We start from the raw sequence: 25,545 nt of genomic DNA on the forward strand, positions 1-25,545 counted from the left end.
CCTAGAGCCCCATTGCCGCAAGACGGCCATATGCCTGCCGGACATGCGCAGGCGCCGATGCGCCATCGCCGAGGGCAAAGGCCTGCCTGAGCGTATCGGCCATCGAGCTGGCTGCCACCGGCACCGGATTGCCTCTGCTTGCCGCCGCGCTCTGGAATTCGCGGGCGATGGGCCCGCCGGTGAATTGAGGCGCAGGGGAAGCGGCGGGGGTGACGCCCATGCTGGCGGCCCCCATACTGGCGGCCCACTGCAGGGCCTCGTCGCCAGTAGCGCCCTCGCTGGCTGCTGCCATGCGGTTGCGGATGAGCGACATGACGTCGCTGACCGAGCGTGGCGATCCGGAGCGGTCGTAGAAGGTGGAACGATTGGCAGCCGCAGCTGACGGCAACAGCGCCGCGGCAGATTGCGAGGGATCGTTGCCCAGGGCGGTCAGGAAGCGCCCTGCCCCTTCGGCTCCGAAGAAATGGGCAAGGTAAAGCTCGGCATGGTCAGGCTGGCGGCCGAGCACTCCGCTCAGGTAATCGCCATTGTCGCCCGCCAACTCGCCGGCCATCGTGGCGGCAACTTGCGGATCGAAGCGCAGCGCGAGCAATTGGGCACGGGCCGCAGGATCGCTCGCCGCGCCGCTGCGGATCATGTCACTGGCCCAGGCGAGGCCGTGCTCTGCGCCATGCTTTTCGAGCGTGCGCAGCCAGGTTCCGGTGGTGAACTGGTACAGCCCCGAAGCACTCGATGTGCGCGAGCGGGCGGACGGATCGAGGCTCGACTCCAGCTTGGCCTGTGCCATGAGATAGGCAAAGTCGGTGCCCGTGGCCTGCGCGGCCCCGGCAATCGCCCCGCGCACGCTGGCCCCGGTTCCGCTGACGGCGGCCGGGGATCCGGGCAAGGCAAAGGTCTCGGCTGAACTCACTGAACTGTCCTTCCGGCCGCGGGTTGGCGGCGTGTCGGAAGGTGTTCAGCAAGTGGCGTGCCAACTTGGCATCACGCCGTGCGAAGGCGGTGGACCTGAGGGCCTGCGCGGTAGAGCGGAGCCGAACCCGAAAGCGCGTCGAGACGGGCCGCGACATTGGCCGCAATCAGGTTGCGGACCTTGCGATTGGCCTCGTTCTGGCGGCGCGCGGCATCGAGCAGGCCGCGGCATTCCTCGTCCACCAAGGCCTGATCGACATCGGCGAGCGTGCCGCACAGGTCCGCCTTGCTCGATGCACAGCCCATGATCATGTCGAGATCGAGCCCGGCAAGTGCATGCCGCTCCTGCTGCAGGACGGCAAGCATCTGCCGAAGCGTCTCGCGAAGGTCCGATGGGCGAGCGACGGTAGAGGTGGCCATTACTGTGCAGTCCTCAGCAGCATGCCGGCCGCGATCATGGCGTCGGCGATCTTGGCGGGGATGATGGGGTACTTGCCGGTCTCGATGGCGTGACGGATGTCCTTTACCCGCTCGGCATCGACCGGCGCAGCCTGCCCTGCATCGAGCGCGGCAGAGCGCTCGACCTGTGCAGCTGCGCTGGCTTCGGCAACGGGCGCGTTGTCGACGACCGGGGTCGCTACTGCAGCCTTAGAGGACTTGGGCGTACTGACCTGCACCGGCCCAACCGGGCGCGATGCACCGATTTCAATAGGTGACATGGTTCCGCTCCTAGCGTTTGATAAAGGCAAGAACGGTGGTCTTGCCGATCTCTTAAGGGCGGGAGCGGAAAAATTTTGCCGGTTTGTTAAAAAACGGCTGCGCGGCGATCAATCGACGGGGACGATGACCAGCCCCGGCCGTTCGATGCGGGCACGGATCGGGGTGGCGCGGGCGCCGGTGCGCACGCGAATCCACGCGCCCAGGGCCCCGGAATCCATCGCCTCGCCCGACTGCGCGACCGAGAAGCCATCACCCGCAACGCTGATCGTCACCGCTTCCCCACGCGCGATTGCCGGTGGGGCGGCAGGGCCTTGCCGGGTATTGCCGGACGTGGCGACGAAGAGCCGCCAGCCGCCGGCATCGGGGCACTGGACGAGCACGGTATCCTGCCGGCTGCCCTGCCAATCGAGCGACAAGGGCGAGCGGCAAGCGGCAAGGCGCAGACGGCGGTCAACCGGCAGCGTGGCACCGCCCGGCTCACCGATTCCGGCGCCGGTGAAGGCAGTGACCGCGCGATCGATCGCAACAAGATCATGGAACGGCGAGGACTGCGCTTGCAGCGGTACCGCGACAGCAGTGACAACAAGGGCTGCGGCGAGAAGGCGGGTCGTGGTCATAAGCGGCATCCAGCTGAGGGTATGCCGCTATTGAGCAATCATCGTGCCAGACTGGGTTGGTTTGGCCGCAGCGGCCGTCTCGCTGCTGTAGACGAGCGCAACGCTGGCACCGGCGCGATCCCCCGGTTCGACAAGGATGCGGGCATCCCTGGCGCGCGGGCCGCCAGCTTCGGCCAGCTGCACCGCCTGGGCCAGCGCGGCGAGACGGGTATTGCCGACATAGCGCACGATCACCCGCACTTCGAGGCGCGGGTCCTGCCCGACCTGGCCGAGCCATGTGCGCAAGGGTGGCGCGCCACTACCGATGCTCCATACCGCCACCGGTTCGCTTTCCGTTGCGGCAGCGATCGGTGGCAAAGGCACCGCGGGCGGTGCGGCCTTGGCATTGCCGCCGGTCTGCGACAGCGCTGAAGCCGTGGCGAGAAACAGGATCAGAGACAAATCGGCCAGCGCGTATTGCCAGCCGGTTCCGGCGCGGACGATCATGGCTCCAGCCTGGCGCGATGATGCGCAATGTGATGCCCAGAGTGATGCCCGTTGTTCTGGGCGGCGTGAGTTGCAACCGGCAGGGCCGGTTCGATCTGGCCGGAGAGCCAGTCGATCACCTCCTGCCGTTGGCGTTCCTCGTCCAGGGAGCGGCGCTCCACCGCACGGGCAAGCGGCGCAAGCACGAGATTGGCCAGCAGCAGGCCATAAAGCGTCGTCAGCACGGCCATCGAGATCGCTCCGCTGAGCGTACCCTGTTCAAGCCCGGTCGCGGGCAGGCGGCTGAGCGAGACCAGCGTGCCGACCATGCCGAACACCGGCCCCAGTTCTGCGGCCTGGGCCAGCGTGCGGACAGCCGCGTTGGCTGCTGTGATCCTTTTGCGGCGATGGTCGTGGTGTCGTTCGATCAGGGCATCGAGCGAACGCGAACGAATGAGCACGTCGGTTACGTCGTCGAACTCGCGGTCGCCGATCGCGCTGGTCCTGGCGCGCAGCAGACCGTCGCTGCGGATTGCCGAAACCTGCGCGGCCAGATCAGCCTTGGCCTGAACCGCAGAGAAGCGCTTTGCAAACAGGCCGGCGATGGCCCGGGCGGTGACCGTCAGCTCGTGCCGGCCCGAGCGCAGCACGGTGGCAAGCGCGGTTCCGGCAAGGACGATCGACAAGGACAGTCCGTCGAAAAGAAAGGCAGGTGGCATGAGCGGAACGTCTCCTGTCACCACAGAACGGCCGTGAGTTCTAGAATTTCAGTCTGTTGCAGCGCGACGGGCGCGATTCTGCCGCCATCCGGCAAGCCCTTGCCGGTCATCGCCTGCCGATATCCCGAAAGGCACGGGTTTCCGGGGCATTCCGGCAATTGGCACACCCTTTGCTGAAACACCGGCAGAGTTTCGACAGCCAGTGAAGGCAAGACCCATGAGCAACTCCCTTTTCGGCATTCACGGCGCGGCGCTGGAACTGCGTTCGCAACGCATGGGCCTGCTGACCTCGAACATCGCCAATGCTGCAACGCCCGGCTTCAAGGCGAAGGACATCGACTTTGCCGCAGCGCTCAAGGCCCGCACCGCAGGCATGAGCGAGGACAAGGCCATCGCCTCGGCCACGCGCTTCCGCGTGCCGGTGATGCCCAGCCTCGATGGCAACACGGTGGAGATGGCGACGGAACAGACCGCCTTTGCCGAAAACGCGGTGGGGTATTCGGCCACGCTCAACTTCCTCAAGGGCCGAGTCGAGACGATCACCCGCGCGATCAAGGGGAATAAGCCATGGCCGGCAACAATCCCCTCACCCTGTTTCAGGTCACCGGTCGGGCGATGTCGGCGCAGCTCGTGCGGATGAACGCGGCGGCATCGAACCTTGCCAACGCCGGAACCGTGACCACGACCGAGCAGGAGGCCTATCGCCCGTTGCGCCCGGTCTTTGCCGAACAGCTCGATCAGGCCAATGGCCTTTCGACCGTGCGCGTTGCCGCCGTCCAGCGCTCCGACGCCACCCCCATTCGCCAGCACGATCCGGGCCATCCGCTCGCCGATGCCAATGGCGATGTCTGGACCGCCCCGGTCGATGAGAACGCCGAGATGGTCGAGATGCTCGAAAGCTCGCGCCAGTACCAGAACGTGGTCGAGGCGATGCAGACAGCCAAGCAGCTGATGCTTGAAACGATGAGGATGAAATAATGTCGATCGCTTCCGTAACTGCCACCACCGGCGTCAACGGCGCCACCGCTTCGGCCAAAGCTGGTCAAGGCTGGGGCGCGATGGGCGCCGAGGACTTCGTAAAGCTGCTGACCACGCAGCTGCAGAACCAAGACCCGACCGAGCCGGTCGACAACACGCAGATGCTGGCGCAGCTGGCGCAGTTCTCGTCGCTGTCGAACCTCAACGACATCAAGGATTCGCTGAGCGGAACGGGCAAGCAGGCCGACACGCTCGCGGCGATCTCGACCAAGCTCGACACGCTGAACAGCACCGTTGCCAAGCTGCTCGCCAGCCAGCCCACCACCACCTCGCAAGCTTAAGTTCCGCAGGAGACGCGCATGTCCTTCTACACTTCGCTCAACGGCCTCAAGAACGCGCAGACCGATCTTGGCGTGATCAGCCACAACATCGCCAATGCCGAGACCACTGGCTTCAAGAAGAGCCGCACCGAGTTTGCCGACATCGTCGTCGGCAGCGCCTTTACCAACCCCAAGCTGGTCGTCGGCATCGGCGCGGCGGTGGAATCGATCAACCAGAACTTCGCGCTTGGCCCGATCGAGCAGACCGGATCGGCTCTCGACGTTGCGATCAACGGCGATGGCTTCTTCACCACCAAGAACGTCGTGACCGGTCAGACCCTGTTTACCCGCAATGGCAGCCTGACTGTCGATGGGGCAGGATACATCTCCGACGGTTCCGGCAACCGGCTGCAGGTCTTCCCGACCGATGCTGCGGGCACGATTACCTCGACCACGCCCGCCGACGCGCTGATCCCCGCCACCAATGGCACCGATGCCAACGGCAACCCGATCGAGTTCGCCGGGATTACCCTGGGCGATGATGGCGCAGTAACCGCCTCCTACGCCGACGGCTCCAACGTGATTATCGGCAAGGTCGCTCTTGCCAGCTTCATCGCACCCCAAGGGTTGAAGCAGGTCGGCTCTTCCAACTGGGTGACGACCGGCATCTCGGGCGCCCCGACATTCGGCCAGCCCAGCACCGGCCAGTACGGCTCGCTGCTCTCGGGCGCGCTCGAGCGCTCGAACGTCGACATTGCCGAGGAACTGGTCAGCCTGATTACCGCGCAGCGCAATTTCCAGGCGAATGCCAAGGCGATCGATACGGCAACGCAGATCTCGCAGACCGTCATCCAGCTGCAGACCTGATCCACCTGACCTGACCGGAGCCTGATCCATGGACCGCCTGATCTATACCGCCTACTCCGGCATGACCGGATCGACCGTGCGCCAGCGCGTGATCGCCAGCAACATGGCGAATGCGCAGACGATCGGCTTCCGCGCCGAAATGCTCACGGCCACGCCGATGACGCTCAAAGGCCCCAGCCTTGAAGCGCGGGCGATGACCGAAGGCGAAGTGCGCGGATCGTCGATGGCGCAGGGCACGCTGATCGCCACCGGCAAGCCGCTGGACGTGGCGCTGACCGGCGACACGATGCTCGCCCTGCAGGCGGAAGATGGCAGCGAAGCCTATTCGCGCCGCGGGGATCTGGCGGTGAGTGCAGGCGGCGTGCTGGAGAACGGCGACGGGCGCCCGGTCATCGGCGAGAACGGCCCGATCACCGTTCCGCTCGGCTCGAAGGTCACGATTTCCCCGATGGCGGCGTTTCCGTCGCCAATCCCGAGACGCCCGACCAGCCGCCCCAGCTGGTCGGGCGCATCAAGATCGCCTCGACCACCGGCAGCCGGATCGAGAAGGGACTCGACGGCCTGTTCCGTGTCCCCGGCCAGAACGGCCAGCCTGGCATCCTGCCGCAAGACGAAGAGGCCAGGCTGATGGTCGGCAGCCTCGAACAGTCTAACGTCGATCCCACCCGCGTGCTTGTCGAGATGGTCGAAGCCCAGCGCCTGTTCGACATGCGCACCAAAGTCGTCGCTCAGGCCAAGGAAGTCGACGAATCCAGCGCCTCCCTCATGCGCATTTCCTGATCGCAAAGGTAACCCGATATGCCCAGCTCAGCCCTTCACGTCGCCCGCACCGGTCTCGAGGCACAGGACACGCGGATGCGCGTGATCGCCAACAACCTCGCCAATGTCGGCACCACCGGTTTCAAGCGCGACCGCGCCAACTTCGCCACGCTGGCCTATCAGGATGCGCGAGTGGCCGGGCAGCAGTCCTCCAACGAGACTGCCTATGCCACGGGCCTCAACCTTGGCACCGGCGTTGCCGTGCAGGCGACCACCCGCATCGACAGCCAGGGCACGCTGCAGAGCACGAGCAATGCGCTGGACCTTGCGCTGGATGGCGATGGCTACTTCCAGGTGACGATGCCGGGCGGACAACTCGCCTATACCCGCGCGGGCAACTTCTCGCGCTCGGCCGAAGGCGTGCTGGTGACCGCGCAGGGCTATCCGCTGAACCCGGCGATCACCATTCCCGAGGGCGCAAGCGCCATCACCATTGCCAACGACGGTACCGTATCTGCGACCATTGCCGGCCAGAACGAGCCCGCGCAGCTCGGCCAGATCACCGTTGCCAGCTTCGCCAACCCGGGCGGCCTAAGGTCGATGGGCGACAACTTCCTTCAGGAAACCGCCGCTTCGGGCGCGGCGCAGGTCGGCGTTCCGGGAGAACTGGGACGCGGGAACATTCGCCAGGGCTACCTCGAAGGTTCGAACGTCAACGTGGTCGAGGAGCTGGTCGACATGATCGAATGCCAGCGCGCCTACGAGATCAATTCCAAGATGATCTCGGCCGTCGACGACATGCTCCAGAACGCGAACCAGACGCTGTGACACCGATGCAAACGCCATTCGACCGCCATTTCACCCCCGATCGTTTCAGCAGCCCGCGCCGCCGCCGGACCGCCGTCCGCGCCCTGCTGGTCGGCTCGCTGGTCGCCGCCGCGGTGGTGTTCGGCATGGACCCGGCCTCTGCCGCCAAGCCCAAGAAGGGCTTCGAGCCGGTGGTTGCACCGCCGCTGCCGGTCCAGACCGCGGCGCCGACTGCGGGCTCGATCTTCAACGTCAGCGCTGGCTACACCGGCTTTGTCGAAGGACGCCGCGCCCATGCGGTGGGCGATCTTGTCACCGTCATGCTGGTCGAGAACATGACCAGCGCCAAGACCGCCGGTGCCAAGACGCAGAAGAACGGGCAGTTCTCTGTCACCCCGCCAACCACCGGCCCGCTGTCGTTCATCAAGCCCAGTGCCCTTAATGCTTCGGGCGGATCGTCGTTCAATGGTCAGGGCAATGCCTCGCAGACGAGCACGCTCGCCGGCGAGGTCGCGGTGACGATCGCGGAAGTGAGGTCCAACGGCACGGCACTGGTGCGCGGCGAAAAGCGCATGATGCTGAGCCAGGGACAGGAATGGGTACAGTTTTCAGGCATCGTGCGCCTTGGCGACATCGATCAGGAAAACCGCATTCTTTCCAGCCAGGTTGCGGATGCGCGGGTCGAATATACCGGCAACGGGTCGGTCGGTCGGGCCAGCCGCGAGGGCTGGCTCTCGAAGTTCTTCAACGCGATTTCGCCCTTCTGAAGGTTGATGCAATGCTGGTCCGGTTCATCCTTCCTGTTCTTGCAGCCTTCGCGGCGGCCCTGCCCATGCCCGCCATGGCCGAGCGCGTGCGCGACCTTGGCGAGTTCCAGGGCGTCCGCGCCAACCAGCTTACTGGCTATGGCGTGGTCGTTGGCCTTGCCGGGACGGGCGATGACAATCTCGAATACCTTACGCAGGCGATGAAAGGCACCGCAGGCCGTCTCGGCGTGCAGCTCCCCACCGGTATCTCGCCCGGGCTCAAGAACGCTGCCGCCGTGCTGGTCACTGCCGAACTGCCCGCCTTCGCCAAGCCGGGCCAGCGCATCGACGTGACCGTCTCGACCATTGGCAAGGCCAAGTCCTTGCGCGGCGGGGCGCTGATCCTTGCGCCGCTCTATGGTGCCGACGGCCAGATCTACGCGATGGCGCAAGGCAATCTTGCCGTCGGCGGCCTCGGCATTGCCGCGCGCGATGGTTCGCAGTTGACCGTGAACGTGCCGACCGTGGGCCGCATTGCCGAAGGGGCCAGCGTCGAACGCGCTGTCGCCACCGGGTTCGACAGCGGCGAAGTGCTGCGCTGGAACCTCTTCGACGCCGATTTCATGACCGCCCAGCGCGTGCGCGATGCGATCAATGCCCGCTTTCCGCAGTCCGCAACGATCGAGGACGGCGTGACGCTTGCACTGCGCCTGCCCGCCGGAGCCGACAGCCGCGCAACAACGATGGCGGCGATCGAGATGCTCGACGTGACGCCTGCCGAAACGGCGGCCAAGGTCATCGTCAACAGCCGCACCGGCACCGTGGTCATCAACAGCGCAGTGCGCCTTTCGCCCGCCGCGATCAGCCACGGCAAGCTGGTGGTGAAGATCGACGAAAAGCCGCAGGTGTCCCAGCCCGCTCCGTTCAGCCGGGGCCAGACGGCCGTGGTCCCCAACAGCCAGATCGACGCGGTCGAGAAGGAAGCCAAGGTCGCCCTGTTCAAGCCAGGCGCATCGCTTTCCTCGCTGGTCGATGCGCTCAACAAGCTTGGCACCAGCCCTTCGGACCTCGTCGCAATCCTCGAAGCGCTCAAGCAAGCGGGCGCGCTCAAGGCGGAGATGGTGGTGATATGACCGGGATTTCCGCATCTGCCGCCAACCTGTCGCTCACGCCCAAGGTGCAGACCGAGCGCGAGAAGCTCTCGGGCGCGGCCAGGCAGTTCGAAGCCATCTTCGTCCGCCAGATGCTGTCCGCCGCGCGCGCCAGCAACTTCGGGGACGACGACGTTTTCGGGAAGATGGACCAGACTTTCGTGCAGATGCGCGACGACCGCTTTGCCGAAATCGCCTCGCAGACCGGCGCATTGGGTTTTGCCAGGCAGATCGAGAACCACCTTGCCGCGCTCCTGCCCAAGGATACGACGCCAGAGGGAGGCGCATAAGCCATGGCATCCGATCTCCTCTCGATCGCCCGCAGCGGCGTCCAGGCCGCCCGCATCGGCCTCGACATTACCGCACAGAACATCGCCAACGCATCGTCCAGCGGCTATGTCCGGCGCTCGGCCGCGTTCAGCGAAGTGGCTTCGACCGGCGGGGCCTATCGAATTGGCGACCTTTCCCTTTCGGGCGTGCGGCTCGACGGCATTGTCCGCAACGCCGATGCCTTCCGCCAGGCCGAAGTGCGCCGCACCGGCTCTGACGTGGCGCGGGCCAGTGCGGAAGCTTCGGGCCTTCAGAACATCGAAGCCGCAATCGAGCAATCTGGCGTGTTCGATGCCATCGTCGGCTTCGAATCCTCGCTCCAGCAGCTGGCCCAGAACCCGACCGACACTTCGCTGCGCGCCTCGGTGATCGAGAAGGCGCGGACCATGGCCGGGACGTTCCAGATCGCCGCGCAGGAGATGGACGCCGCTGCCGACGGCCTGCGGTTCCTTGCCACCGACGGCATGACGCAAGTGAACCGCATTGCGCAGGAACTGGCGCGGACCAACACCCGCCTCGCCCGCGCCTCCGATGCCAGCAGCGACAAGACCGCGCTGCTCGACCAGCGCGACAAGCTGCTCGAGGAACTGAGCGGCTATGCCAACATCTCGACCGATTTTTCAGCCGACGGGCAGGTTGCGATCAAGATCGGCGGCAGCGCCGGCACCGATCTGGTGACCGGCAACACCGCCGCCACCCTGGGCATGACCACATCTCCAACTGACGGCACCATCAGCTTTACTGTCGGCAGCACGCCGCTGACTCTCGCTGGCGGATCGCTGGCAGGACAGCAACTCGCGCTGGCCAAGGGCGCACAGCTCAAGACCGATATCGACACGCTTGCCGGTGACATCGTCAATGACTTCAACACCGCCCAGACCGGGGGCCGCGATCTCGACGGCGCAATGGGCGCCGCGATCTTTTCGGGGACGAGCGCGGCAACGATGGCACTCGCCGTCGAGGACGGCCGCAAGATTGCCACCGCTCCTGCCAGTGTGACGACGCCCGGCAGCCGCGATGCGACGAACCTTGCCGCGATCCGCACGGCACTGGCGGGCGTGAACCCGTCGGGCACGATGGATGCGATCCTGTTCGACGTTTCAGGCACGCTGGCGGGACGCAATGTCACGTTGGGAGCGCTTCAGACGATTGCCGACACCGCAAAGGTTGCCCTTTCCGCGCAATCGGGCGTCGATCTCGATCAGGAAGCGGTCAACCTAGTAAGATTCCAGCAGGCCTTTCAGGCGTCCGGCAAGGTCATGCAGGTATCATCCGACATCTTCAACGCACTCCTGCAAATCGGGTAAGCGCCAATGAGCACGATCTTCGGCACATCGACCAGCGCGTTCTTCGAACGATCTGTCATGGACCTCACCGCCCTGCGCAAGCAGGCAGAGGAGACGCAGGCCGAAATGTCGACGGGAGAGCGCCTGCAGCGGTCCTCCGACGATCCGGTTGCCGCCTCGCGCCTGCGCCAGTTGGCCCGGGCCGATGTGTTCGACGAAATCGACACCGCCGCCACCAACCGCGCGACCGGTGACCTCACGCTCACCGACAGCGCGCTTTCGCAGTTCGCCAATCTGGTCATCCGGCTGCAGGAGCTGGCCACGCAGGCGGGTTCGACCACCGTCAACGCCAGCCAGCGCGCCGGCATCGGCGAGGAAGTGGCGCAGATCCACGGAAATCTCGTGGCGCTTGCCAACACGCGCGATGCCAATGGCAACGCCCTGTTCGGCGGCGAAAGTGCCGCTGAAGCCTACACGCTGGATGCAGCTGGCAACGCCACCTACGCGGGCACCAACGCACCCGGGACGATTTCACTGGGCGGAGGCCAGTCGGTTCAGCGCGGGGTGATCGGCCCGGATTTCCTGCAATTCCAGTCCGGCGGCGCCACTGTCGATCTGCTGGCCCTGACCAAGACCCTGGCAGACGACCTGAAATCCGGGACCGGCGGCATAACCCCGGCGCAAACCGCGCTTGCCGCGCTGGGCGATGGCCTCAACTCCATCACGACGGCGCAGACTGTGGTCGGTTCGCGCCTGAACTGGATTGACCTCAACACCGACCGTCGCGCCTCACTTTCCGAGATGCGCACCACCGAGAAGACCGAAGTCGGCGGGGCAGACCTCACCGAATCCATCGCCCGCCTGCAGAACACCATGCTGGTGCTGCAGGCCAGCCAGGCCAGCTTTTCGCGGCTCGCCAATCTTTCGCTGTTCAGCGTGCTGAACTGAGCGCGCAAGCTCACCGGGAACCTGTTTCATGTTCGTGATCGTTGGCATCGTTATCCTGCTCGCCATGGTTTTCGGCGGCTTCGCCATCACCGGCGGTGACCTTGGCCCGGTCCTGCATGCGCTTCCCCACGAAATGCTGATCATCGGCGGCGCGGCAGTGGGCGCAATCGTGACTGGCAACTCGATGCATGAGCTGAAAGGCATCGGCGGCGGGTTCGCCAAGAGCTTCAAGGGGCCCAAGCACAACAAGCAGGATCACATCGACGTGATCGTGCTGTGCACCAAGCTGATGAAGATCCTGCGCAGCGATGGCCCGGTTGCGCTCGAAAGCCACGTGACCGACCCAAAGAACTCGCCGATCTTCGCCGAGTATCCGCGCCTGCTGGCCAACGGTGCACTCACTTCCCTGATCTGCGACACACTGACCTTGATCGTGGTCTCTTCAGGCACGCTGGAAGTGCATGCCGTGGAAGAGGTGATGGATCACGCGATGAAGACCCATTTCCACGAGGAGCACGAAGCCCAGCACGCCATCCAGGGCCTTGCAGACGCGCTCCCGGCGCTCGGCATCGTCGCGGCGGTCCTTGGCGTGGTGAAGACGATGGGGTCTATCGACAAGCCGCCATCGATCCTCGGCGCAATGATCGGTTCGGCACTCGTCGGCACTTTTCTCGGCATTCTGCTCGCCTATGGCATGGTCGGCCCGATCGCAGGGCGGCTCAAGCAGGTGCTCGAGCAGGATGAAATGATCTTCCAGGCTGTGAAGCAGGTGATCATCGCAAGCCTTCATGGCTGGCCGCAGCCTTTGGTGGTCGAGAGCGCACGCTCGGGGCTGGGCCATGCCTTCCGCCCCGGCCTATCGGAACTGCTCGACTCGCTGCGCGGCAGATAAGCCATGGCCAAGGCACCGGCCAAGGGCAAGAACGAGCCGCCCAAACCGATCATCGTCAAGAAGATCACCATCGTGGCCGGCGGGCACCACGGCGGCGCCTGGAAGGTGGCCTATGCCGACTTCGTGACCGCCATGATGGCGTTCTTCCTGCTGATGTGGCTGCTGGGCGCGACGACCGAGAAGCAGCGCAAGGGCATTGCCGACTACTTCACGCCGACACTTGTCAAGGTGCGACAGGGCAGCGCCGGCGGCTATGGCGTGCTGGGAGGTTCATCGCTGACGGATGTGGACGACTATCCGCACCGCGCCGGGCAGACCGGCAACAAGACGCTTTCCGTTCCCCGCGATGCGACCGGCGGCCCCAAGGAAGGTGGCAGCAAGATCAAACGCAGCCAGGTGATGAAGGAACGTATCGCCCAGAAGCTTGCGCAATCCGAAAAGCTCAAGAAGCTCGCCCGGCAGGTGCGCATGACCGAGACTCCCGAAGGTGTCCGGCTTGATGTGGTCGACGATGCGGACTTCTCGATGTTCCTGCTGGGCACCACCGTGCTGACGCCTGACGCTGCCGAACTTCTCCGCGCGATCGGCCAGGCCATTGCGCCCGACCAGACCCAGCTGACCATTCGCGGCCACACGGATTCCTTGCCATGGAAGAACGGTGTCGCCAACAACTGGTCACTGTCGGCCGGCCGCGCCGAGACGACGCGCCAGACGCTGATGCGCCAAGGCATCGCCGAACCGCGCTTTCGCCGGATCGAGGGCGTGGCCGACCGCGAGCCGCTGGTGCAGAACAACCCGGCCGACCCGCGCAATCGGCGCATGTCGATCCTGATCACTGGATGAACATCCTTTGCGCTTCGTTAAGCAATAAAATGACATCCACCTGAAATAATGGTGAAAGTTCCGGTTGCATGTGTAACCGGATCACTGCAGCTTCCGATCATTGCGGGGTGCGTCGTGCTCAAGCCACGAACCGCAACAGGTAGGGACAGGGAGCTGAATCCAGATGCGCAAGTTTGCAGCTTTGGCCACCGTATCGGCGGTGGCATTGGCCGGGATCGTGTTTGCCGCGGCGGGCGGCGGTAAGTCCACGGGTTCGGGAGCGGTGCTGTTGCCCGCCTCGTCGAGCCCTGCCGTTGCAGTTTCAGCCCGGCCAACCGCAGCCGCAGTCGCCGGATCGGCCATCCCCGACAGCTGGATCTGCGTCTTCAAGAAGGGCAGCGTTGCGGCCGGCGCCGAACAGGCCGAAGCCAACAAGGTCACTGGCAAGGCTGGTGGCCGGATCGGACACGTCTACCGTTATGCGCTGCAGGGCTTCTCGATCAACCTGCCGGCGCAAGGCGCCAAGGCTGTCGCCGCGCATAACCCCAACATCGAATACTGCGAGGCCGACCAGGTCGCCACTGCGATCGACCCGATCAATGCGCTGGCAAAGCCGGGCGGCGGAGGCGGTTCGACCACCGAAAGCACCCCTGCCGGCATCACCCGCGTGGGCGGCGGCGCCAATTACACCGGCACCGGGCGCGCATTCGTGATCGACAGCGGCATCTTCCTCACGCATCCGGACCTCAACGTCGACACCGCGCTCAGCCGCAACTTCGTCTCGCGCGAGACTTCGCCGAACGATCTGAACGGCCATGGCACGCATGTGGCCGGCACGATTGCCGCCAAGCTCAATGGCACTGGCGTCGTCGGCGTGGCAGCCGGGGCAAAGGTCGTTGCGGTGCGTGTGCTCGATCGTCGCGGCAGCGGTGCCTATTCGGATGTCATCGCTGGCGTGGATTACGTAGCCTCGGTCGGCTCGGCCGGAGACGTCGCCAACATGAGCCTTGGCGGGCCAGTGTCCGATGCGCTCGACACGGCAGTGGTCAACGCGTCCAACAGCAGCAAGGTCATCTTTGCGCTGGCCGCGGGGAACGAGACTGACGACGCCAACAATCACTCACCCGCCCGCGCCGACGGCCCGTATATCTACACGGTGGCAGCGGTGAACAGCTCGGACACCTTCGCCAGCTTCTCGAACTACTCTTTGGTCAACGACCCCGTGGACTTCGCCGAACCAGGCGTGTCGATCCTCTCGACGTGGCTGAACGGCGGCTACAACACGATCTCCGGCACCTCGATGGCCACTCCGCACCTTGCCGGGCTCGTGCTGATCGGCGGTCCTCGCAGTGATGGCCGGCTGTCCAGCGCCGCGCCCAATGGCGTGCGCTTCCCGGTCGGTGTGAAGTAAAAACGGCTTCTTTCTGAAACATCGAAGGGCGGCCCCGCAAGGAGCCGCCCTTCTTCATTCACCGGAGAACGCACGAAGGCCCGGCGGCCTGGAATGGGCCGCCGGGCTTGTGATCACGCCTGGTGGAGGCAGGCGGAGGTCATCGCTTAACGCAGCAGCGACAGCACGTTCTGCTGGCTCTGGTTGGCCTGTGCGATCATCGCGGTCGAGGCCTGCGAGAGGATCTGGGCCTTGGCCATCTGCGTGGTTTCGGTCGAGTAGTCGGTGTCCTGAATGCGCGAACGGGCATCCGACAGGTTGGTGATGTTGTCGTTGAGGTTGTTCACCACCGATTCCAGGCGGTTCATGCCGGCACCGAGCGTTGCACGCGAGCTCGAGATCGAGTCCAGTTCGGTGTCGAGCGTTGCGAGCAGACCGTTTGCCGAGGTTGCCGAGGAGACATCGTAAGACCCGGCAGCACCGCCGTTAGCCGACAGCGTGGTAAGGTCGGCCATGGTGATGTCCACGGTGTCCGAACCGTTTGCACCGGTCTGCACCGTCACGGTCGCAACCGAGCCATCGAACAGCTGCACACCGTTGAATTTGGTGTTGTCGATGATCTGGCCCATCTGCGCGGTCAGCTCGTCAACTTCCGTCTGCATGTAGGCACGGTCGGTGGCGTCCTGATAGGTGCCCGAAGCCGACTGCACGGCCAGTTCACGAACGCGCTGGAGCATGTTCGACACTTCGTTCAGCGCGCCTTCTGCGGTCTGTGCCAGCGAGATGCCGTCGTTCGAGTTGCGAACGCCCTGGTTCATGCCCTTGATCTGAGCCGTCATGCTGGTGGCAATTGCCAGACCGGCCGCGTCGTCCTTGGCACCGTTGATGCGCTTGCCCGTCGACAGTCGCTCCATCGCCTGGCCAAGCATCTTGTTGGCCATGTTCGACGAGTTCGTCGCCTTCAAGGCGCTGATGTTTGTATTGATAACCGCCATTTTCCATTCTCCGGTAGGGTGGTGTGTCGTTCCCGAAAGGACCGCCGGGTCAGAGGATCGACACGGCTGTCGGGACTAAGACCGGCAAATGGCAGCCGCTTTTAAGTTGCCGCCCGGCAAAAGAATGCCGGACCTAAGTACTGGCCCTTAGGGTTACCCGCCCCCTTAAAGTTTCAACCTGTTTGTCGGTCCCGCGCGAAAGAAGGGAACAGACAGGATGGTTAACAGGGGTCTTGAGATGATTCGCGATTGCGGGGCACTGCAGTTCACAGAAGCGGCGGCGAAAGCGCACGCAGCGCTGGTACAGCGCGCGGCTTCGGTGCTTTCCAGCTACGGCGCGGATGGGCAGTCGCTGCTCGCCGATGCCTTCGAGAACGCGAAGCTGCCCCCGCGCAAGCAGGTCGTGCTGCTTGAGCGATCGGCAACGCCTGCCATCGAACGGCAGCCGGGCAGCCGGACGGCGACCTTGCGCTACACCGATGGTGCCGGCGAAGCTGCGCTGGCTGCGGTGCTGGCCTGTGCCGCCAAGCCAGGCGCGCCGATTGCCGCCGATCCTGAAAGCCTGTCTGTCCTTGCCCTGGCCGAACGCATCGCCGCCACCGACATCCCCGTCCTGATCAACGGCCCGACCGGCACCGGCAAGGAAGTGCTGAGCCGCTTCATCCACGAACACTCGGCTCGCGCCGACAAGCCGTTCATCGCCATCAATTGCGCCGCCATGCCCGAAGCCATGCTCGAAGCGCTGCTGTTCGGCCACCAGAAGGGCGCGTTTACCGGCGCCAATGCCGCGAGCGAAGGCTTCTTCCGCGCGGCTGACGGGGCACGCTGCTGCTCGACGAGATCGCCGAGATGCCGCTGACGCTGCAGGCCAAGCTGCTGCGCGCGCTACAGGAAGGCGAAGTCGTGCCACTGGGCGCAACGCAGCCTATCAAGGTGGACGTCCGCGTGATCGCCTGTGCCAACCGCGATCTGCCGCTGGAAGTCGAGGAAGGCCGCTTCCGCGCCGATCTCTATTACCGCCTCAATGTCTTCCCGCTGGCCCTGCGCGCCCTGTGCGAACGCCCCGACGATATCGCGCCGCTCGCCTTCGCGATGGCGATGCGCCATGCGCAGGTTGCACCGTGGATCTCTGACGAGGCCCTGGCCATGCTGGCAGCACATAGCTGGCCGGGCAACGTGCGCGAGCTCGAGAACGTGATGCGGCGCGCTCTGGTCCTGGCCGGGAACGCGCCCGTGATCGAGCCGGCCCATATCATCTTCGATCGCCCCGCGCGCCTGATCAACGAACCGGTTGCGGTTCCTGCCGCGGGCGATGCCAAGCTTTCCAACATCGTGCAGATGTCCGAAGCCCGGGCGATCCTCTCGACTCTCGAGGCCTGCAACGGCAGCCGCGTTGCCGCTGCGCGCCAGCTCGGCATTTCCGAACGCACCCTGCGCTATCGCCTCGCCAGCTTCCGTGAGGCCGGGATCGAAGTGAACGGCCGGTCAGCGGACGGTAGGGCCGTCGGTGGCAGGCGATGAGCGTCTCCGGCATCGGCGGCCGGGCTTCCGGCATCCAGGACATCATGGCCCTGCGGCAGCAGATCATGGAGCGCTCGCAGCTGCTCCAGCAAGTCAAGGCGCCCGAGGCAACGCAGGGGCGCAAGGACCACAAGCCGGCAGTGGCCCGGCGGGGAGCTTTACCGAGAGCCTCAAGGGCGCGCTCGATAACGTGAACGCCAGCCAGCAGAAGGCCAGTGCGATCAGCGAAGCCTACGAAAAGGGCGAAGTGGTCGACGTCGCCAAGGTCATGCTGGCGCGTCAGGAAGCAGGCGTTGCCTTCGAGGCCACGCTGCAGGTCCGCAACAAGCTGCTGAACGCCTACCAGGACATCATGCGGATGGGAGTGTGATTGAATGGCTGACCTTGTCCCTGCCACGCCAGCACCATCGACCTTCGGCGTCCTGACCGATCCCGCAGCCGGGAGCTTCGGCACGCGGGCCAAGGCGTTTCTAGCGCAACCGCCGGTGCGGCGCACTCTCCCGTGGTTCGCCGGCGTTTCTGCGGCCGGTCTGACCGGCGTGCTGTGGTTGACCATGGCGCCCGCACCGCAGCGCATGCTCTATAGCCAGCTTTCCGACAGCGAACGGTCAGAAGTCACCGCCAGCCTCGAAAAGGCCAACATCGCCTACCAGATCGACAACGCCACCGGTGCAATCACTGTGGGCGAGGACGATCTCTACAAGGCGCGCATGGCTGCGGCATCGGATGGCGCCATCGCCACGCCCGAAACCGGCACACAGATGCTCGACAAGCTGCCGATGGGCGCCAGCCGCGGGCTTGAGGGCCAGCGTCTGCAGGCCGCGCGCGAGCGCGAGCTGGAATTGACGGTGATGGAGATCGACGGCGTCGAAGCTGTCCGGGTCCATCTCGCCGAGCCGGAAAAGTCGGTCTTCGTGCGCGAAAACGTGCCGCCTTCGGCCTCGGTCATGGTCAAATTGAAGCGCGGAAGGCAGCTTTCCGAAAGCCAGGTGCGCGCGATCGTGAACCTGGTGGCGGGTTCCGTGCCTGGGCTCTCGATCGACGCGGTGCGGGTGGTGGACCAGCACGGCGCACTGCTTTCCGACCCGTCCGGCCCTGATGGCGACCGGCTCGAACTGCAGCAGCGCATGGAAGAGAAGCTGCGCCAGCAGGTGGCGCAGCTGCTGACCCCGATGCTGGGAGAAGGAAATTTCTCCTCCGAGATCCAGCTCGATCTCGACATGGATCAGGTGACCTCGGCCCGCGAAAGCTATGACAAGCAGGGCGTGGTCCGGCAGGAAACGCAAAGCGCCTCGCAACAGGCCGGCGCAGCAACGGCGCAGGGCGTGCCCGGCGTCACCGCCAATACGCCGCCGCCAGCGACGGCTGCCCAGCCCGGTGCCCCGCAAGGCACGCCGGCGGCTGCGGCAACGCCCGGCGCCAACGGCGAATCCAGCTCCTCACGCACTTATGAACTGGGCCGCGAAGTGGCGGTTTCGAACCAGACGCCTGGCAAGATCAAGCGCCTGTCCGTCGCCGTTGCGCTTAGCGCCGAGATCATGGCCAAGGCCAAGCCGCAGGACATCGAACAGATCAAGCAATTGGTCAGCGCCGCGGTTGGCGCCGACCCGGCGCGCGGCGATCAGGTTGCCGTGGCCGTTCGCGCCTTCAAGCCCGCAGAAGTTGCCCCCGCGCCGTTCTGGGAGACGCCGTGGTTCGCCACGATCCTGCGCAATGTCGTGGCGTTGATCGCGGTCCTGCTGGTTCTGTTGCTCGGCGTGCGCCCCTTGATCAAGGCGCTGAAAAAGGAACCTGCACCTGCCGAAGAGAAGGCGGCAAAGAAGCGCAAGAAAGGGGAAGCGGCGGACGACGAGGAGGGGGAGAAGGAAGCCGAAGAATCGGCTGAACCCATCGAAACCGTCACGGCCGAGGAAGTTGCCCAGGCAATCCAGCCCGCGCAAAACCCCGAAACGGGTGTCGTCGATGCCGAGGCACTGGCCCGGCAGGTCAGCCTTGCCCAGCGGCTTGTCGTCGAAAAGCCCGACAGCGCGCTGGTTGCCCTCAAGCAGATGCTGAAAGAGCCTGAAGAGGAAGGAGCCAGCGCATGAGCGACCTGATGGATGCCCCCGCCATTTCCGATCCCGAACGTGCGGCAGTGATGGTCATGCTGCTGGAGGACGATCAGGCCGCGCAGATCCTCGCACAACTCGAGCCCGCAGAACTTCGCCTGCTGGGCGAGAAGATGTGCGCGCTGGGCGAGATCGGTCCGGTGGCGATCGCACAGGCGATTGCCGGGTTCGTCGAGAAGACCGAGCGGCTCGGCCTGATCGCGCACGATCGCGTCGGGCAGGTACGCTCGCTGATGACGCGCGCCGTGGGCGAGATAAAGGCGGACAGCCTGATGCAACGCATCCTGCCCGACGATCCCTCGCGCACGCCCAGCATCGAACTTGCCAGATGGCTGACGCCGCAGGTGATCGTGCCCCTGATCCGCGATGAGCATCCGCAGGCGATTGCCGTGCTGCTGGTCCAGCTTGATCCCGAAGTGGCCGCCGCGGTCCTGCATGGCCTGCCCGACGAGGTGCAGCCGCAGGTCGTTCACCGCATCGCCTCGCTCGGGCCAGTCGCGCCCGAAGCCATCGCCATGCTCGAGGAGATGCTGCACCAGCGCATCGGCGAACGGCACGGCCAAGGCGCCTTTGCCATGGGCGGACCGCGCGAGGCGGCAGACATCATCAACGCCTCGGTCCGAGCGGTCGAAAAGCGGGTCATGCCGGAAATCGCCAAGCAGGATCGCCAGCTCGCCAAGGCCATCGAGAATGAGATGTTCAAGTTCGAGCACCTCTTCTCGCTCGACGACAAGTCGATGGGCGCACTGCTGCGCGAGGTCGACAGCGATGCACTGATTGCCTCGCTGAAGGGCATTCCCGAAGAGCAGCGCGAATGCTTCTTCCGCGCCATGTCGAGCCGCGCCGCGGACGGCGTGCGCGACGAGATTGCCGCACGTGGCCGCATGAAGATGGCCGAAGTGATCGAGGCGCAGAAGGCCATGGTCACGGCGGCCCGCCGCCTCTCGGCCGAAGGCGTGATCGTGTTTGGCGCGGGCGACGACGACTATGTCTGACAGCTTGCGGGCGATCTCGCTGGCTGACCTTGGCCAGGTGCCCACAGGCTTCGCGCGTGATCGCCGCTTCTTCCGCGAATTTGCAGCGCCCGAACCGGAACCGATCATCGTGCCGGTAGAGGACGAACCAGAACCGCATGATCCGATCGCCGAAGCGTGGGCCGATGGCTATGCCAAGGGTCTGGGCGAAGCGCAGGAGGCCGCAGCCCAGCTCATTGCCGAACAGGAAGCAGCGCGTCAGAAGATCGAGTTCGCGCTCGGCAAGCTCGATGTTGCGATGCAGACCGAACTGCTGGACCGTTTGCGTGAGACGGTGATTGCCCTGTGCGAGGCAGCGATTGCGCCCGCAGCCCTTGATCCCGATGCGCTGACCCGCCGGGTCGAGGCTGCCGCCGCCATGCTCGCCCGCGCCGAGGACCAGCGCGTCATCCGGCTCCATCCCGAGGACCTTGCCCTCATCGCCGCGCGCCTGCCGGAAGACTGGCACTTCGAACCAGACGCTTCGCTCGAACGCGGCGCACTGCGCGTCGAAGGTGCGACCGGCGGTGTCGAGGATGGGCCTGAGCAATGGCGCGCTGCCATCCACGAGGCGCTGCGCCAATGCTGATGGGGCCAACCTTCTCCGTGCTCGACCGGGCGCTCGATTCCCTGGCGCTGTGCGAACCCGATTTCACGCCTGCGCGCTATGGCCTGCTGGCCGCCTGCGATGGCGGAATGCTTGAAGTATCGGGGCTTTCGGTGCCCATCGGCACGCAATGCCGCATCGCTCACGGGGCGGGATCGCTGACGGCAGAGACCATCGGCTTTCGCAACGGCCGCACCTTGATGATGTTGCTCGGCGATCCAGTGTTGCTGCGCCCCGGTGCCAAGGTCCGCCCCGAAGGTCGCCCAGGCATGGTCCCGGTGGGTGAGGCCTTCCTCGGCCGCGCGATCGATGGCGAGGGCAAGCCGATCGACGGCATGGGGCCGATCCACAACCGCCGCGAATGGCCTGCAGGCGGCGTCCGCGCTGCCGCACTCGATCGTTCGCCGGTGCGCGAAAGCTTCGATACCGGTGTTCGAGCGCTCAACGCGCTGACCACGTTCGGCATCGGCCAGCGTATCGGCATCATGGCAGGCTCGGGCGTCGGCAAATCGGTGCTGCTCGACATGATTGCGCATGGTGCCGAGGCCGAGATCGTCATCGTCGGCCTGATTGGCGAGCGCGCGCGCGAAGTATCGGACTTTGTCGAACGGCACATGCAAGGTTCCAAGCGCGAACGCTCGGTCGTCGTCGCGGTCCCTGCCGACCACGCGCCCAACTTGCGCATACGCGGCGCAATGATGGCGACGGCGCTGGCCGAATACTTCCGCGCGCAAGGCAAGCGCGTGCTGCTGATCATGGACAGCCTGACGCGCGTGGCTCACGCCGGACGCGAGATTGCCCTGCTGCTCGGGGAACCGGGCGCGGCGCGCGGCTATCCGCCCTCGGCCCTCGCCACGATTACCAAGCTCGTCGAACGCGCCGGCAATTCGGCGGAAAGCGGCGGGTCGGTGACCGGACTCTACACGGTCCTTGCCGATGGCGACAACCAGGACGATCCGGTGGTCGACACGGCGCGTTCAATTCTCGACGGGCACATCGTGCTGTCACGCGATCTTGCCCAGCGCGGGCAATACCCTGCCATCGACATCGCCGCCTCATTGAGCCGCGTGATGAACGATATCACCGCCCCGAACACCAGCGCGCCGCCCGCACTTTCCGTGCACTCGTGGCAAGTTACGAGGCCAACCGCGACCTCGTGCTGATGGGCGCCTATCGCAGCGGGGCCGATCCCCAGCTCGATCGCGCCATTGCCATGCACGAGGCGCTGACCGGGTTCATCAGCCAGCCGCAGCGTGAAGTGGTGCCGATGACGGCAAGCGTCGCCGCGCTCACCCAGCTGATCGGCGCATGAAGGCAGAGCGCGAGCGCCTGGCGCGCCTGAAGCGGCTGGAGCGTATCCGTGACATCGCCCGCCAGACTGCGCTCGCCGAAGCCGGCAAGGCCGAGGGTACGCTGGCGCAGTTGCAGGGGCTCGTGGAGCGGACGTCCCGGCTTTCCGCCGACTACTCCGCCCGCACCGATGCGCGTGATGCCCATTCGCTGCAGCAGTTGCGGCATTTCGTCGCCGGGCTTGACCGGATTACCACCGGCACGCGCGCCGATGCCGATGCTGCGCGCAAGATCGCCGATGCCAAGGCGCAGGAAGCCGCCGCTGCCGAACGTCGCCGCGCCGCCGTGGAAGAGCGCGCCGAGGCGCAGGAGCGTCTGATCGCGCGCAAGGTGGCATCCGCAACAACACCTACTACCGGCAAAAGGCAATCTGGCACGGGTCTTGAATAATCACGGTTAACGCACCGCCACGGAGCTTTGCCGATGTTCGATCTTGCCGCCCTTTCCCAGCCGACTGCCGCCCCTGGCCTGCAGGCTGCGCCGCTGCAGAATGGCGGAAATCCAGCGGAATCGACGGATGGAGCCGTCACTGCCCCCGGCCTTGCCTTCGAAGCCCTCCTCGCCCTGCAGGTCACGCCGGCAGAACCGGCAGACGCACCTTTGCCGGAAAGCGGCAAGATCTTGCCGGATGCGGCAAAGCTGCTTGCCGCCTTGCAGCAAGTCCGCTCCCCCGATGTGCAGGCGAAGCCTCAGCCGGCAAAGCCGCGGGCCGAAGCCGAGCACGACGACGACGACTTCAGCGATGCGCAGGAACTGCCAGACGCCGCCCTGCCCGACCCTGGTCTTCTCGCAGCACTGTTCGCCGCACCGGATAGTCTGGTGGCTTCCGACGGTGGCGACGCCAGCAGTGCATCCGCACGCCCCACGGCAGCCATTGCCTCGGCTGGACCAGGGTTAAATGCACCGTCATCTCTCGCTTCGACAGCAATCGCGCTGGTCCGCACGGTGCAGATTGAACTGACCTCCGCACCTGAGACAGCACCGTCGCCCGGCCAGCCGGAAACGATTGCCGGCGCGCCGACTGCGCAGATCATGGCCGCTCGCATGGCTCGCCAGAGCAAGGCAGCGAGCGCCGATGGTGAGGCAGCCGAGGTTTCAGCAGCGCCTTCACCGGTCTCCCGTGCCAAGCCGCTGACCGACAGCGAGCGCACAGAAGCCCCCCGCGTCGAAGCGACCAGCACCACTAGCCTGCTGGCAGACCGTTCGCTCTCGGCGCCGGACAATGCCGCCCCTTCGCCCGTGCGCCACGAAGCCCGCACCGAACGGGTCGATTTCGCCACCCTGGTCGACAATCTCGCACGCGCCCGCGAGGAAGCTTCGCCGCGTGCCGTTACCGCCTCGATCAACCATGCCGAGTTCGGCCACGTCACCCTGCGCTTCGACCAGAGCGAGGATCGCGGCATGTCGGTAGCGATGAGCAGCGCCGATCCCGGCTTTGCCCGGGCGGTCAACGCCACTGCCGAAGCAGCGCGCACACCCGCCGAAAGCGCCGGCCAGAATCCGCAGCCGCAAGCCGATCCGCGCATGCAGGGCGGCCAGGGCGAAAGCCAGCGCCAGCAGCCGCGTCAGGCAGAGCAGGCTCCCGCCCGCCCATTCTCCGGCAACGGCACTTCGTCCCGCGAGGAAGAAGCGCCCCGCCACCGCAGCGACGATCGCGGCATCTACGCCTGATCCTGACCCCCATTTCCTGAGAGAACTTCGATGAGCGACAAGAGCGACAAGGAAGAGAAGCCCAAGAAGAAGAAGGGCGGCGGCATGATGATCAAGATCGTCGGCGCTGTCGCACTGCTGGGCGTCGGCGCGGGCGGCGTGTTCGGCCTCGTGGCTGCCGGGATCATCGGCGGCGGCACGCATGAAGTCGTCAAGGTCGACAACAACCCCAAGCTGGTGCGCAAGGGCGAGGAAGACCCCTATGCGCCGGTCGCCAAGGAAGGTGAAGGCGAAGGCGGCGGTGCTGCTGGCGAAACCGACGGCGACGGCGGCAGTGAATTCCGCACGGTCTATTACAACTTCGCCGACGATTTCACGTCGAACCTCAAGAACACCGACGCCCTGCTGCAGGTGAACATCTCGGCCTCAACCCGCCGCGACTATCGCGTCGTGCTGTGGATGAAGAAGCACGAGCTGGCGATCCGCTCGGCCCTGCTCATCGCCATTGCCGACACCCCGAGGAAGAGGTGATCAGCCCGGAAGGCAAGGCACGGCTGCAGAAGCGCCTGACCGCCGCGATCAACAAGGTCCTCACCGAGAACGAGGGCTTTGGCGGGGTCGACAACGTCTATTTCAAGACCTTTATCGTCCAGTAAGCGGAAAGCGTCAGCGCCTCCATGAAACCCGAACGCGCCTTCATCGCCGAACGTGCCATTGCCCGGCACGATCCGGCCCTGCTGCGCCCCGGCCCCAGTGCCGCCGAACTGATCCCGGCGCTCACCCGCATGAGCGAACGCCTGGCCAAGGCGGTTCGCGGCGCGCTCGGTCCCCTGCTCGGCGGGGCTGAGCCGCAGATCAATGCGATGAAGCCGATGGACACGGACTTCGCCGACTTCTGCTCGGAAATCCCGCGCCTTGCCGCCAACAGCCTGATGCAGATCGGCAGCGCCCGGTTCATGATCACCGTTGAAGGCGAGAACGTGCTGCGCCTGGTCGACCGCGCCTTTGGCGGTCCCGGCGATACCCCTTCATCGCTGCCCAAGGAATTCCCGCTTTCTGCCGAACTGATGATCGGCCGGATCGAACAGCTCGTCGCCTCGGCGCTCACCGTTGCATTGGGCGGCAGCGGCGGTCCGATCCGCGCGCTGCGCCGCGATGCCAGCCTCGCCCAGCTTCAGGCCATGCCCGATGCGACCAAGGTAGCCGGACTGACGCTGAACGTGGTCGAGCAGGGCCGGATGCCCTGGGCGATCTCGATTGCCTTCCCGCACGATACGCTCGGCCTGATGTTTGCCCATGGCGATGCCAAGCGTCCGCCCAAGCCCCGGCGCGGTCCGGCCCAGCCCACCGACGCGCCCTTTGCCGACCTGCCGGTCGAGCTTGCCGCAGTGCTGGTCGACATGCGGCTGCCGCTCGCGGTCGTATCTGGCCTGCGCATCGGACAAGTGCTGCCCGTGCCCATCGCGCGCAACGTGCCGGTCAAGGTCGGCGACAAGACTTACGCCACCGGCACGATCGGCGCGCTCGAAGACCGCGTCGCCATCCAGCTCAACCAGCTTTCCTGATATCCCGAAG

The 25,545-nt window shown here is 65.5% G+C and carries 30 protein-coding genes and 3 pseudogenes; 26 read left to right on the forward strand and 7 right to left on the reverse strand.

Annotated elements, in window-relative coordinates:
- Nucleotide 1: 1 nt before the first annotated feature.
- The 6 genes from C7W88_RS02485 to C7W88_RS02510 form a co-directional block, all read right to left on the reverse strand.
- A complete protein-coding gene (locus C7W88_RS02485; RefSeq protein WP_240344778.1) occupies nucleotides 2-910 on the reverse strand; it encodes a lytic transglycosylase domain-containing protein in 909 nt (302 codons plus the stop codon).
- 71 nt (nucleotides 911-981) lie between these two features.
- Nucleotides 982-1,329: a flagellar protein FlgN gene (locus C7W88_RS02490; protein ID WP_118072369.1), complete on the reverse strand. Its 348-nt coding sequence runs from the start codon at nucleotides 1,327-1,329 to the stop codon at nucleotides 982-984.
- Nucleotides 1,329-1,628, reverse strand: a complete 300-nt coding sequence (gene flgM, locus C7W88_RS02495; RefSeq protein WP_118072370.1) for a flagellar biosynthesis anti-sigma factor FlgM — start codon at nucleotides 1,626-1,628, stop codon at nucleotides 1,329-1,331. Before flgM ends, C7W88_RS02490 begins: the two co-directional genes overlap by 1 nt.
- A gap of 108 nt (nucleotides 1,629-1,736) precedes the next feature.
- Entirely contained in the window at nucleotides 1,737-2,246 is a 510-nt protein-coding gene (locus C7W88_RS02500; RefSeq protein ID WP_118074530.1) for a flagella basal body P-ring formation protein FlgA, read from the reverse strand.
- Between the two features lie 27 nt (nucleotides 2,247-2,273).
- Nucleotides 2,274-2,732 (reverse strand): hypothetical protein, encoded by a 459-nt coding sequence (locus C7W88_RS02505; RefSeq protein WP_118072371.1) that lies wholly within the window; start codon nucleotides 2,730-2,732, stop codon nucleotides 2,274-2,276.
- Nucleotides 2,729-3,430, reverse strand: coding sequence for a MotA/TolQ/ExbB proton channel family protein (locus C7W88_RS02510; protein ID WP_118074531.1), 702 nt, complete (start codon nucleotides 3,428-3,430; stop codon nucleotides 2,729-2,731). Before C7W88_RS02510 ends, C7W88_RS02505 begins: the two co-directional genes overlap by 4 nt.
- A gap of 217 nt (nucleotides 3,431-3,647) precedes the next feature.
- Here C7W88_RS02510 and flgB point away from each other — a divergent pair.
- From flgB to C7W88_RS02580, 15 genes and pseudogenes are all read left to right on the forward strand, one after another.
- Nucleotides 3,648-3,989, forward strand: a pseudogene (gene flgB, locus C7W88_RS02515) (flagellar basal body rod protein FlgB); the annotation flags it as partial.
- An 8-nt stretch (nucleotides 3,990-3,997) separates the two neighbouring features.
- The gene (gene flgC / locus C7W88_RS02520; protein WP_118072373.1) at nucleotides 3,998-4,408 is read left to right on the forward strand and encodes a flagellar basal body rod protein FlgC; all 411 of its coding nucleotides are present in this window, start codon (nucleotides 3,998-4,000) and stop codon (nucleotides 4,406-4,408) included.
- Nucleotides 4,408-4,749, forward strand: coding sequence for a flagellar hook assembly protein FlgD (locus C7W88_RS02525; RefSeq protein ID WP_118072374.1), 342 nt, complete (start codon nucleotides 4,408-4,410; stop codon nucleotides 4,747-4,749). The genes flgC and C7W88_RS02525 overlap by 1 nt, the downstream gene beginning before the upstream one ends.
- An 18-nt stretch (nucleotides 4,750-4,767) precedes the next feature.
- Nucleotides 4,768-5,595 (forward strand): flagellar hook-basal body complex protein, encoded by an 828-nt coding sequence (locus tag C7W88_RS02530; RefSeq protein ID WP_118072375.1) that lies wholly within the window; start codon nucleotides 4,768-4,770, stop codon nucleotides 5,593-5,595.
- 28 nt (nucleotides 5,596-5,623) lie between these two features.
- The gene (locus C7W88_RS02535; protein WP_370073173.1) at nucleotides 5,624-6,223 is read left to right on the forward strand and encodes a flagellar hook-basal body complex protein; all 600 of its coding nucleotides are present in this window, start codon (nucleotides 5,624-5,626) and stop codon (nucleotides 6,221-6,223) included.
- Nucleotides 6,193-6,375 (forward strand): flagellar basal body rod C-terminal domain-containing protein, encoded by a 183-nt coding sequence (locus tag C7W88_RS24590; RefSeq protein ID WP_370073222.1) that lies wholly within the window; start codon nucleotides 6,193-6,195, stop codon nucleotides 6,373-6,375. Before C7W88_RS02535 ends, C7W88_RS24590 begins: the two co-directional genes overlap by 31 nt.
- Nucleotides 6,376-6,393: 18 nt before the next feature.
- Nucleotides 6,394-7,182, forward strand: coding sequence for a flagellar basal-body rod protein FlgG (gene flgG / locus C7W88_RS02540; protein WP_039336161.1), 789 nt, complete (start codon nucleotides 6,394-6,396; stop codon nucleotides 7,180-7,182).
- A 5-nt stretch (nucleotides 7,183-7,187) separates the two neighbouring features.
- Nucleotides 7,188-7,928: a flagellar basal body L-ring protein FlgH gene (locus tag C7W88_RS02545; RefSeq protein ID WP_118072376.1), complete on the forward strand. Its 741-nt coding sequence runs from the start codon at nucleotides 7,188-7,190 to the stop codon at nucleotides 7,926-7,928.
- An 11-nt stretch (nucleotides 7,929-7,939) separates the two neighbouring features.
- The gene (locus tag C7W88_RS02550) at nucleotides 7,940-9,040 is read left to right on the forward strand and encodes a flagellar basal body P-ring protein FlgI (RefSeq protein ID WP_118072377.1); all 1,101 of its coding nucleotides are present in this window, start codon (nucleotides 7,940-7,942) and stop codon (nucleotides 9,038-9,040) included.
- Complete coding sequence (locus C7W88_RS02555; protein ID WP_118072378.1) at nucleotides 9,037-9,348, forward strand: flagellar biosynthesis protein FlgJ; 312 nt, start codon at nucleotides 9,037-9,039, stop codon at nucleotides 9,346-9,348. Before C7W88_RS02550 ends, C7W88_RS02555 begins: the two co-directional genes overlap by 4 nt.
- 3 nt (nucleotides 9,349-9,351) lie before the next feature.
- Complete coding sequence (flgK, locus tag C7W88_RS02560; RefSeq protein ID WP_118072379.1) at nucleotides 9,352-10,695, forward strand: flagellar hook-associated protein FlgK; 1,344 nt, start codon at nucleotides 9,352-9,354, stop codon at nucleotides 10,693-10,695.
- A 6-nt stretch (nucleotides 10,696-10,701) separates the two neighbouring features.
- The gene (locus tag C7W88_RS02565; RefSeq protein ID WP_118072380.1) at nucleotides 10,702-11,622 is read left to right on the forward strand and encodes a flagellar biosynthesis protein FlgL; all 921 of its coding nucleotides are present in this window, start codon (nucleotides 10,702-10,704) and stop codon (nucleotides 11,620-11,622) included.
- A 28-nt stretch (nucleotides 11,623-11,650) separates the two neighbouring features.
- A complete protein-coding gene (motA, locus tag C7W88_RS02570) occupies nucleotides 11,651-12,514 on the forward strand; it encodes a flagellar motor stator protein MotA (protein ID WP_118072381.1) in 864 nt (287 codons plus the stop codon).
- Between the two features lie 3 nt (nucleotides 12,515-12,517).
- Nucleotides 12,518-13,357 (forward strand): flagellar motor protein MotB, encoded by an 840-nt coding sequence (locus C7W88_RS02575; protein WP_118072382.1) that lies wholly within the window; start codon nucleotides 12,518-12,520, stop codon nucleotides 13,355-13,357.
- A gap of 163 nt (nucleotides 13,358-13,520) precedes the next feature.
- Nucleotides 13,521-14,747, forward strand: a complete 1,227-nt coding sequence (locus tag C7W88_RS02580; protein ID WP_118072383.1) for a S8 family serine peptidase — start codon at nucleotides 13,521-13,523, stop codon at nucleotides 14,745-14,747.
- A gap of 146 nt (nucleotides 14,748-14,893) precedes the next feature.
- Here the strand turns inward: C7W88_RS02580 and C7W88_RS02585 are convergent, their stop codons facing one another.
- Nucleotides 14,894-15,721, reverse strand: a complete 828-nt coding sequence (locus C7W88_RS02585) for a flagellin (protein WP_118072384.1) — start codon at nucleotides 15,719-15,721, stop codon at nucleotides 14,894-14,896.
- A 238-nt stretch (nucleotides 15,722-15,959) separates the two neighbouring features.
- Here C7W88_RS02585 and C7W88_RS02590 point away from each other — a divergent pair.
- The 11 genes and pseudogenes from C7W88_RS02590 to C7W88_RS02635 all read left to right on the forward strand — a co-directional run bounded on the left by C7W88_RS02590 (nucleotide 15,960) and on the right by C7W88_RS02635 (nucleotide 25,535).
- A pseudogene (locus C7W88_RS02590) lies at nucleotides 15,960-17,242 on the forward strand (sigma-54 interaction domain-containing protein).
- The gene (fliE, locus tag C7W88_RS02595) at nucleotides 17,229-17,612 is read left to right on the forward strand and encodes a flagellar hook-basal body complex protein FliE (RefSeq protein WP_370073174.1); all 384 of its coding nucleotides are present in this window, start codon (nucleotides 17,229-17,231) and stop codon (nucleotides 17,610-17,612) included. The pseudogene C7W88_RS02590 and the gene fliE overlap by 14 nt, the downstream one beginning before the upstream one ends.
- A gap of 4 nt (nucleotides 17,613-17,616) precedes the next feature.
- Nucleotides 17,617-19,329: a flagellar basal-body MS-ring/collar protein FliF gene (fliF, locus tag C7W88_RS02600; protein ID WP_118072385.1), complete on the forward strand. Its 1,713-nt coding sequence runs from the start codon at nucleotides 17,617-17,619 to the stop codon at nucleotides 19,327-19,329.
- Nucleotides 19,326-20,345, forward strand: coding sequence for a flagellar motor switch protein FliG (fliG, locus tag C7W88_RS02605; RefSeq protein ID WP_118072386.1), 1,020 nt, complete (start codon nucleotides 19,326-19,328; stop codon nucleotides 20,343-20,345). Before fliF ends, fliG begins: the two co-directional genes overlap by 4 nt.
- Nucleotides 20,338-20,952 carry a FliH/SctL family protein gene (locus C7W88_RS02610; RefSeq protein WP_118072387.1) on the forward strand — a complete coding sequence of 205 codons (615 nt, stop codon included), beginning with the start codon at nucleotides 20,338-20,340 and terminating at the stop codon, nucleotides 20,950-20,952. Before fliG ends, C7W88_RS02610 begins: the two co-directional genes overlap by 8 nt.
- Nucleotides 20,952-22,282, forward strand: a pseudogene (locus C7W88_RS02615) (FliI/YscN family ATPase). Before C7W88_RS02610 ends, C7W88_RS02615 begins: the two are co-directional and overlap by 1 nt.
- Complete coding sequence (locus C7W88_RS02620) at nucleotides 22,279-22,710, forward strand: hypothetical protein (RefSeq protein ID WP_118072388.1); 432 nt, start codon at nucleotides 22,279-22,281, stop codon at nucleotides 22,708-22,710. The pseudogene C7W88_RS02615 and the gene C7W88_RS02620 overlap by 4 nt, the downstream one beginning before the upstream one ends.
- A 33-nt stretch (nucleotides 22,711-22,743) precedes the next feature.
- Entirely contained in the window at nucleotides 22,744-23,991 is a 1,248-nt protein-coding gene (locus C7W88_RS02625; protein ID WP_118072389.1) for a hypothetical protein, read from the forward strand.
- A 30-nt stretch (nucleotides 23,992-24,021) separates the two neighbouring features.
- Nucleotides 24,022-24,501, forward strand: coding sequence for a flagellar basal body-associated protein FliL (locus tag C7W88_RS02630; RefSeq protein ID WP_240344779.1), 480 nt, complete (start codon nucleotides 24,022-24,024; stop codon nucleotides 24,499-24,501).
- Entirely contained in the window at nucleotides 24,498-24,626 is a 129-nt protein-coding gene (locus C7W88_RS23360; RefSeq protein WP_240344780.1) for a flagellar basal body-associated FliL family protein, read from the forward strand. The genes C7W88_RS02630 and C7W88_RS23360 overlap by 4 nt, the downstream gene beginning before the upstream one ends.
- Before the next feature lie 21 nt (nucleotides 24,627-24,647).
- The gene (locus C7W88_RS02635) at nucleotides 24,648-25,535 is read left to right on the forward strand and encodes a FliM/FliN family flagellar motor switch protein (RefSeq protein WP_118072390.1); all 888 of its coding nucleotides are present in this window, start codon (nucleotides 24,648-24,650) and stop codon (nucleotides 25,533-25,535) included.
- The last annotated feature ends 10 nt before the right edge of the window (nucleotides 25,536-25,545 follow it).

Origin of the sequence: Novosphingobium sp. THN1 (assembly GCF_003454795.1) — a bacterium.
In the GTDB taxonomy this organism is placed as follows: Bacteria; Pseudomonadota; Alphaproteobacteria; order Sphingomonadales; family Sphingomonadaceae; genus Novosphingobium.

Coding starts and splice junctions, on each gene's coding strand:
- C7W88_RS02490 (WP_118072369.1), bottom strand. CDS start 1,329: ATGGCCACCTCTACCGTCGCTCGCCCATCGGACCTTCGCGAGACGCTT.
- flgM (WP_118072370.1), bottom strand. CDS start 1,628: ATGTCACCTATTGAAATCGGTGCATCGCGCCCGGTTGGGCCGGTGCAG.
- C7W88_RS02500 (WP_118074530.1), bottom strand. CDS start 2,246: ATGACCACGACCCGCCTTCTCGCCGCAGCCCTTGTTGTCACTGCTGTC.
- C7W88_RS02505 (WP_118072371.1), bottom strand. CDS start 2,732: ATGATCGTCCGCGCCGGAACCGGCTGGCAATACGCGCTGGCCGATTTG.
- C7W88_RS02510 (WP_118074531.1), bottom strand. CDS start 3,430: ATGCCACCTGCCTTTCTTTTCGACGGACTGTCCTTGTCGATCGTCCTT.
- flgC (WP_118072373.1), top strand. CDS start 3,998: ATGGCCGGCAACAATCCCCTCACCCTGTTTCAGGTCACCGGTCGGGCG.
- C7W88_RS02525 (WP_118072374.1), top strand. CDS start 4,408: ATGTCGATCGCTTCCGTAACTGCCACCACCGGCGTCAACGGCGCCACC.
- C7W88_RS02530 (WP_118072375.1), top strand. CDS start 4,768: ATGTCCTTCTACACTTCGCTCAACGGCCTCAAGAACGCGCAGACCGAT.
- C7W88_RS02535 (WP_370073173.1), top strand. CDS start 5,624: ATGGACCGCCTGATCTATACCGCCTACTCCGGCATGACCGGATCGACC.
- flgG (WP_039336161.1), top strand. CDS start 6,394: ATGCCCAGCTCAGCCCTTCACGTCGCCCGCACCGGTCTCGAGGCACAG.
- C7W88_RS02545 (WP_118072376.1), top strand. CDS start 7,188: ATGCAAACGCCATTCGACCGCCATTTCACCCCCGATCGTTTCAGCAGC.
- C7W88_RS02550 (WP_118072377.1), top strand. CDS start 7,940: ATGCTGGTCCGGTTCATCCTTCCTGTTCTTGCAGCCTTCGCGGCGGCC.
- C7W88_RS02555 (WP_118072378.1), top strand. CDS start 9,037: ATGACCGGGATTTCCGCATCTGCCGCCAACCTGTCGCTCACGCCCAAG.
- flgK (WP_118072379.1), top strand. CDS start 9,352: ATGGCATCCGATCTCCTCTCGATCGCCCGCAGCGGCGTCCAGGCCGCC.
- C7W88_RS02565 (WP_118072380.1), top strand. CDS start 10,702: ATGAGCACGATCTTCGGCACATCGACCAGCGCGTTCTTCGAACGATCT.
- motA (WP_118072381.1), top strand. CDS start 11,651: ATGTTCGTGATCGTTGGCATCGTTATCCTGCTCGCCATGGTTTTCGGC.
- C7W88_RS02575 (WP_118072382.1), top strand. CDS start 12,518: ATGGCCAAGGCACCGGCCAAGGGCAAGAACGAGCCGCCCAAACCGATC.
- C7W88_RS02580 (WP_118072383.1), top strand. CDS start 13,521: ATGCGCAAGTTTGCAGCTTTGGCCACCGTATCGGCGGTGGCATTGGCC.
- C7W88_RS02585 (WP_118072384.1), bottom strand. CDS start 15,721: ATGGCGGTTATCAATACAAACATCAGCGCCTTGAAGGCGACGAACTCG.
- fliF (WP_118072385.1), top strand. CDS start 17,617: ATGGCTGACCTTGTCCCTGCCACGCCAGCACCATCGACCTTCGGCGTC.
- fliG (WP_118072386.1), top strand. CDS start 19,326: ATGAGCGACCTGATGGATGCCCCCGCCATTTCCGATCCCGAACGTGCG.
- C7W88_RS02610 (WP_118072387.1), top strand. CDS start 20,338: ATGTCTGACAGCTTGCGGGCGATCTCGCTGGCTGACCTTGGCCAGGTG.
- C7W88_RS02620 (WP_118072388.1), top strand. CDS start 22,279: ATGAAGGCAGAGCGCGAGCGCCTGGCGCGCCTGAAGCGGCTGGAGCGT.
- C7W88_RS02625 (WP_118072389.1), top strand. CDS start 22,744: ATGTTCGATCTTGCCGCCCTTTCCCAGCCGACTGCCGCCCCTGGCCTG.
- C7W88_RS02630 (WP_240344779.1), top strand. CDS start 24,022: ATGAGCGACAAGAGCGACAAGGAAGAGAAGCCCAAGAAGAAGAAGGGC.
- C7W88_RS02635 (WP_118072390.1), top strand. CDS start 24,648: ATGAAACCCGAACGCGCCTTCATCGCCGAACGTGCCATTGCCCGGCAC.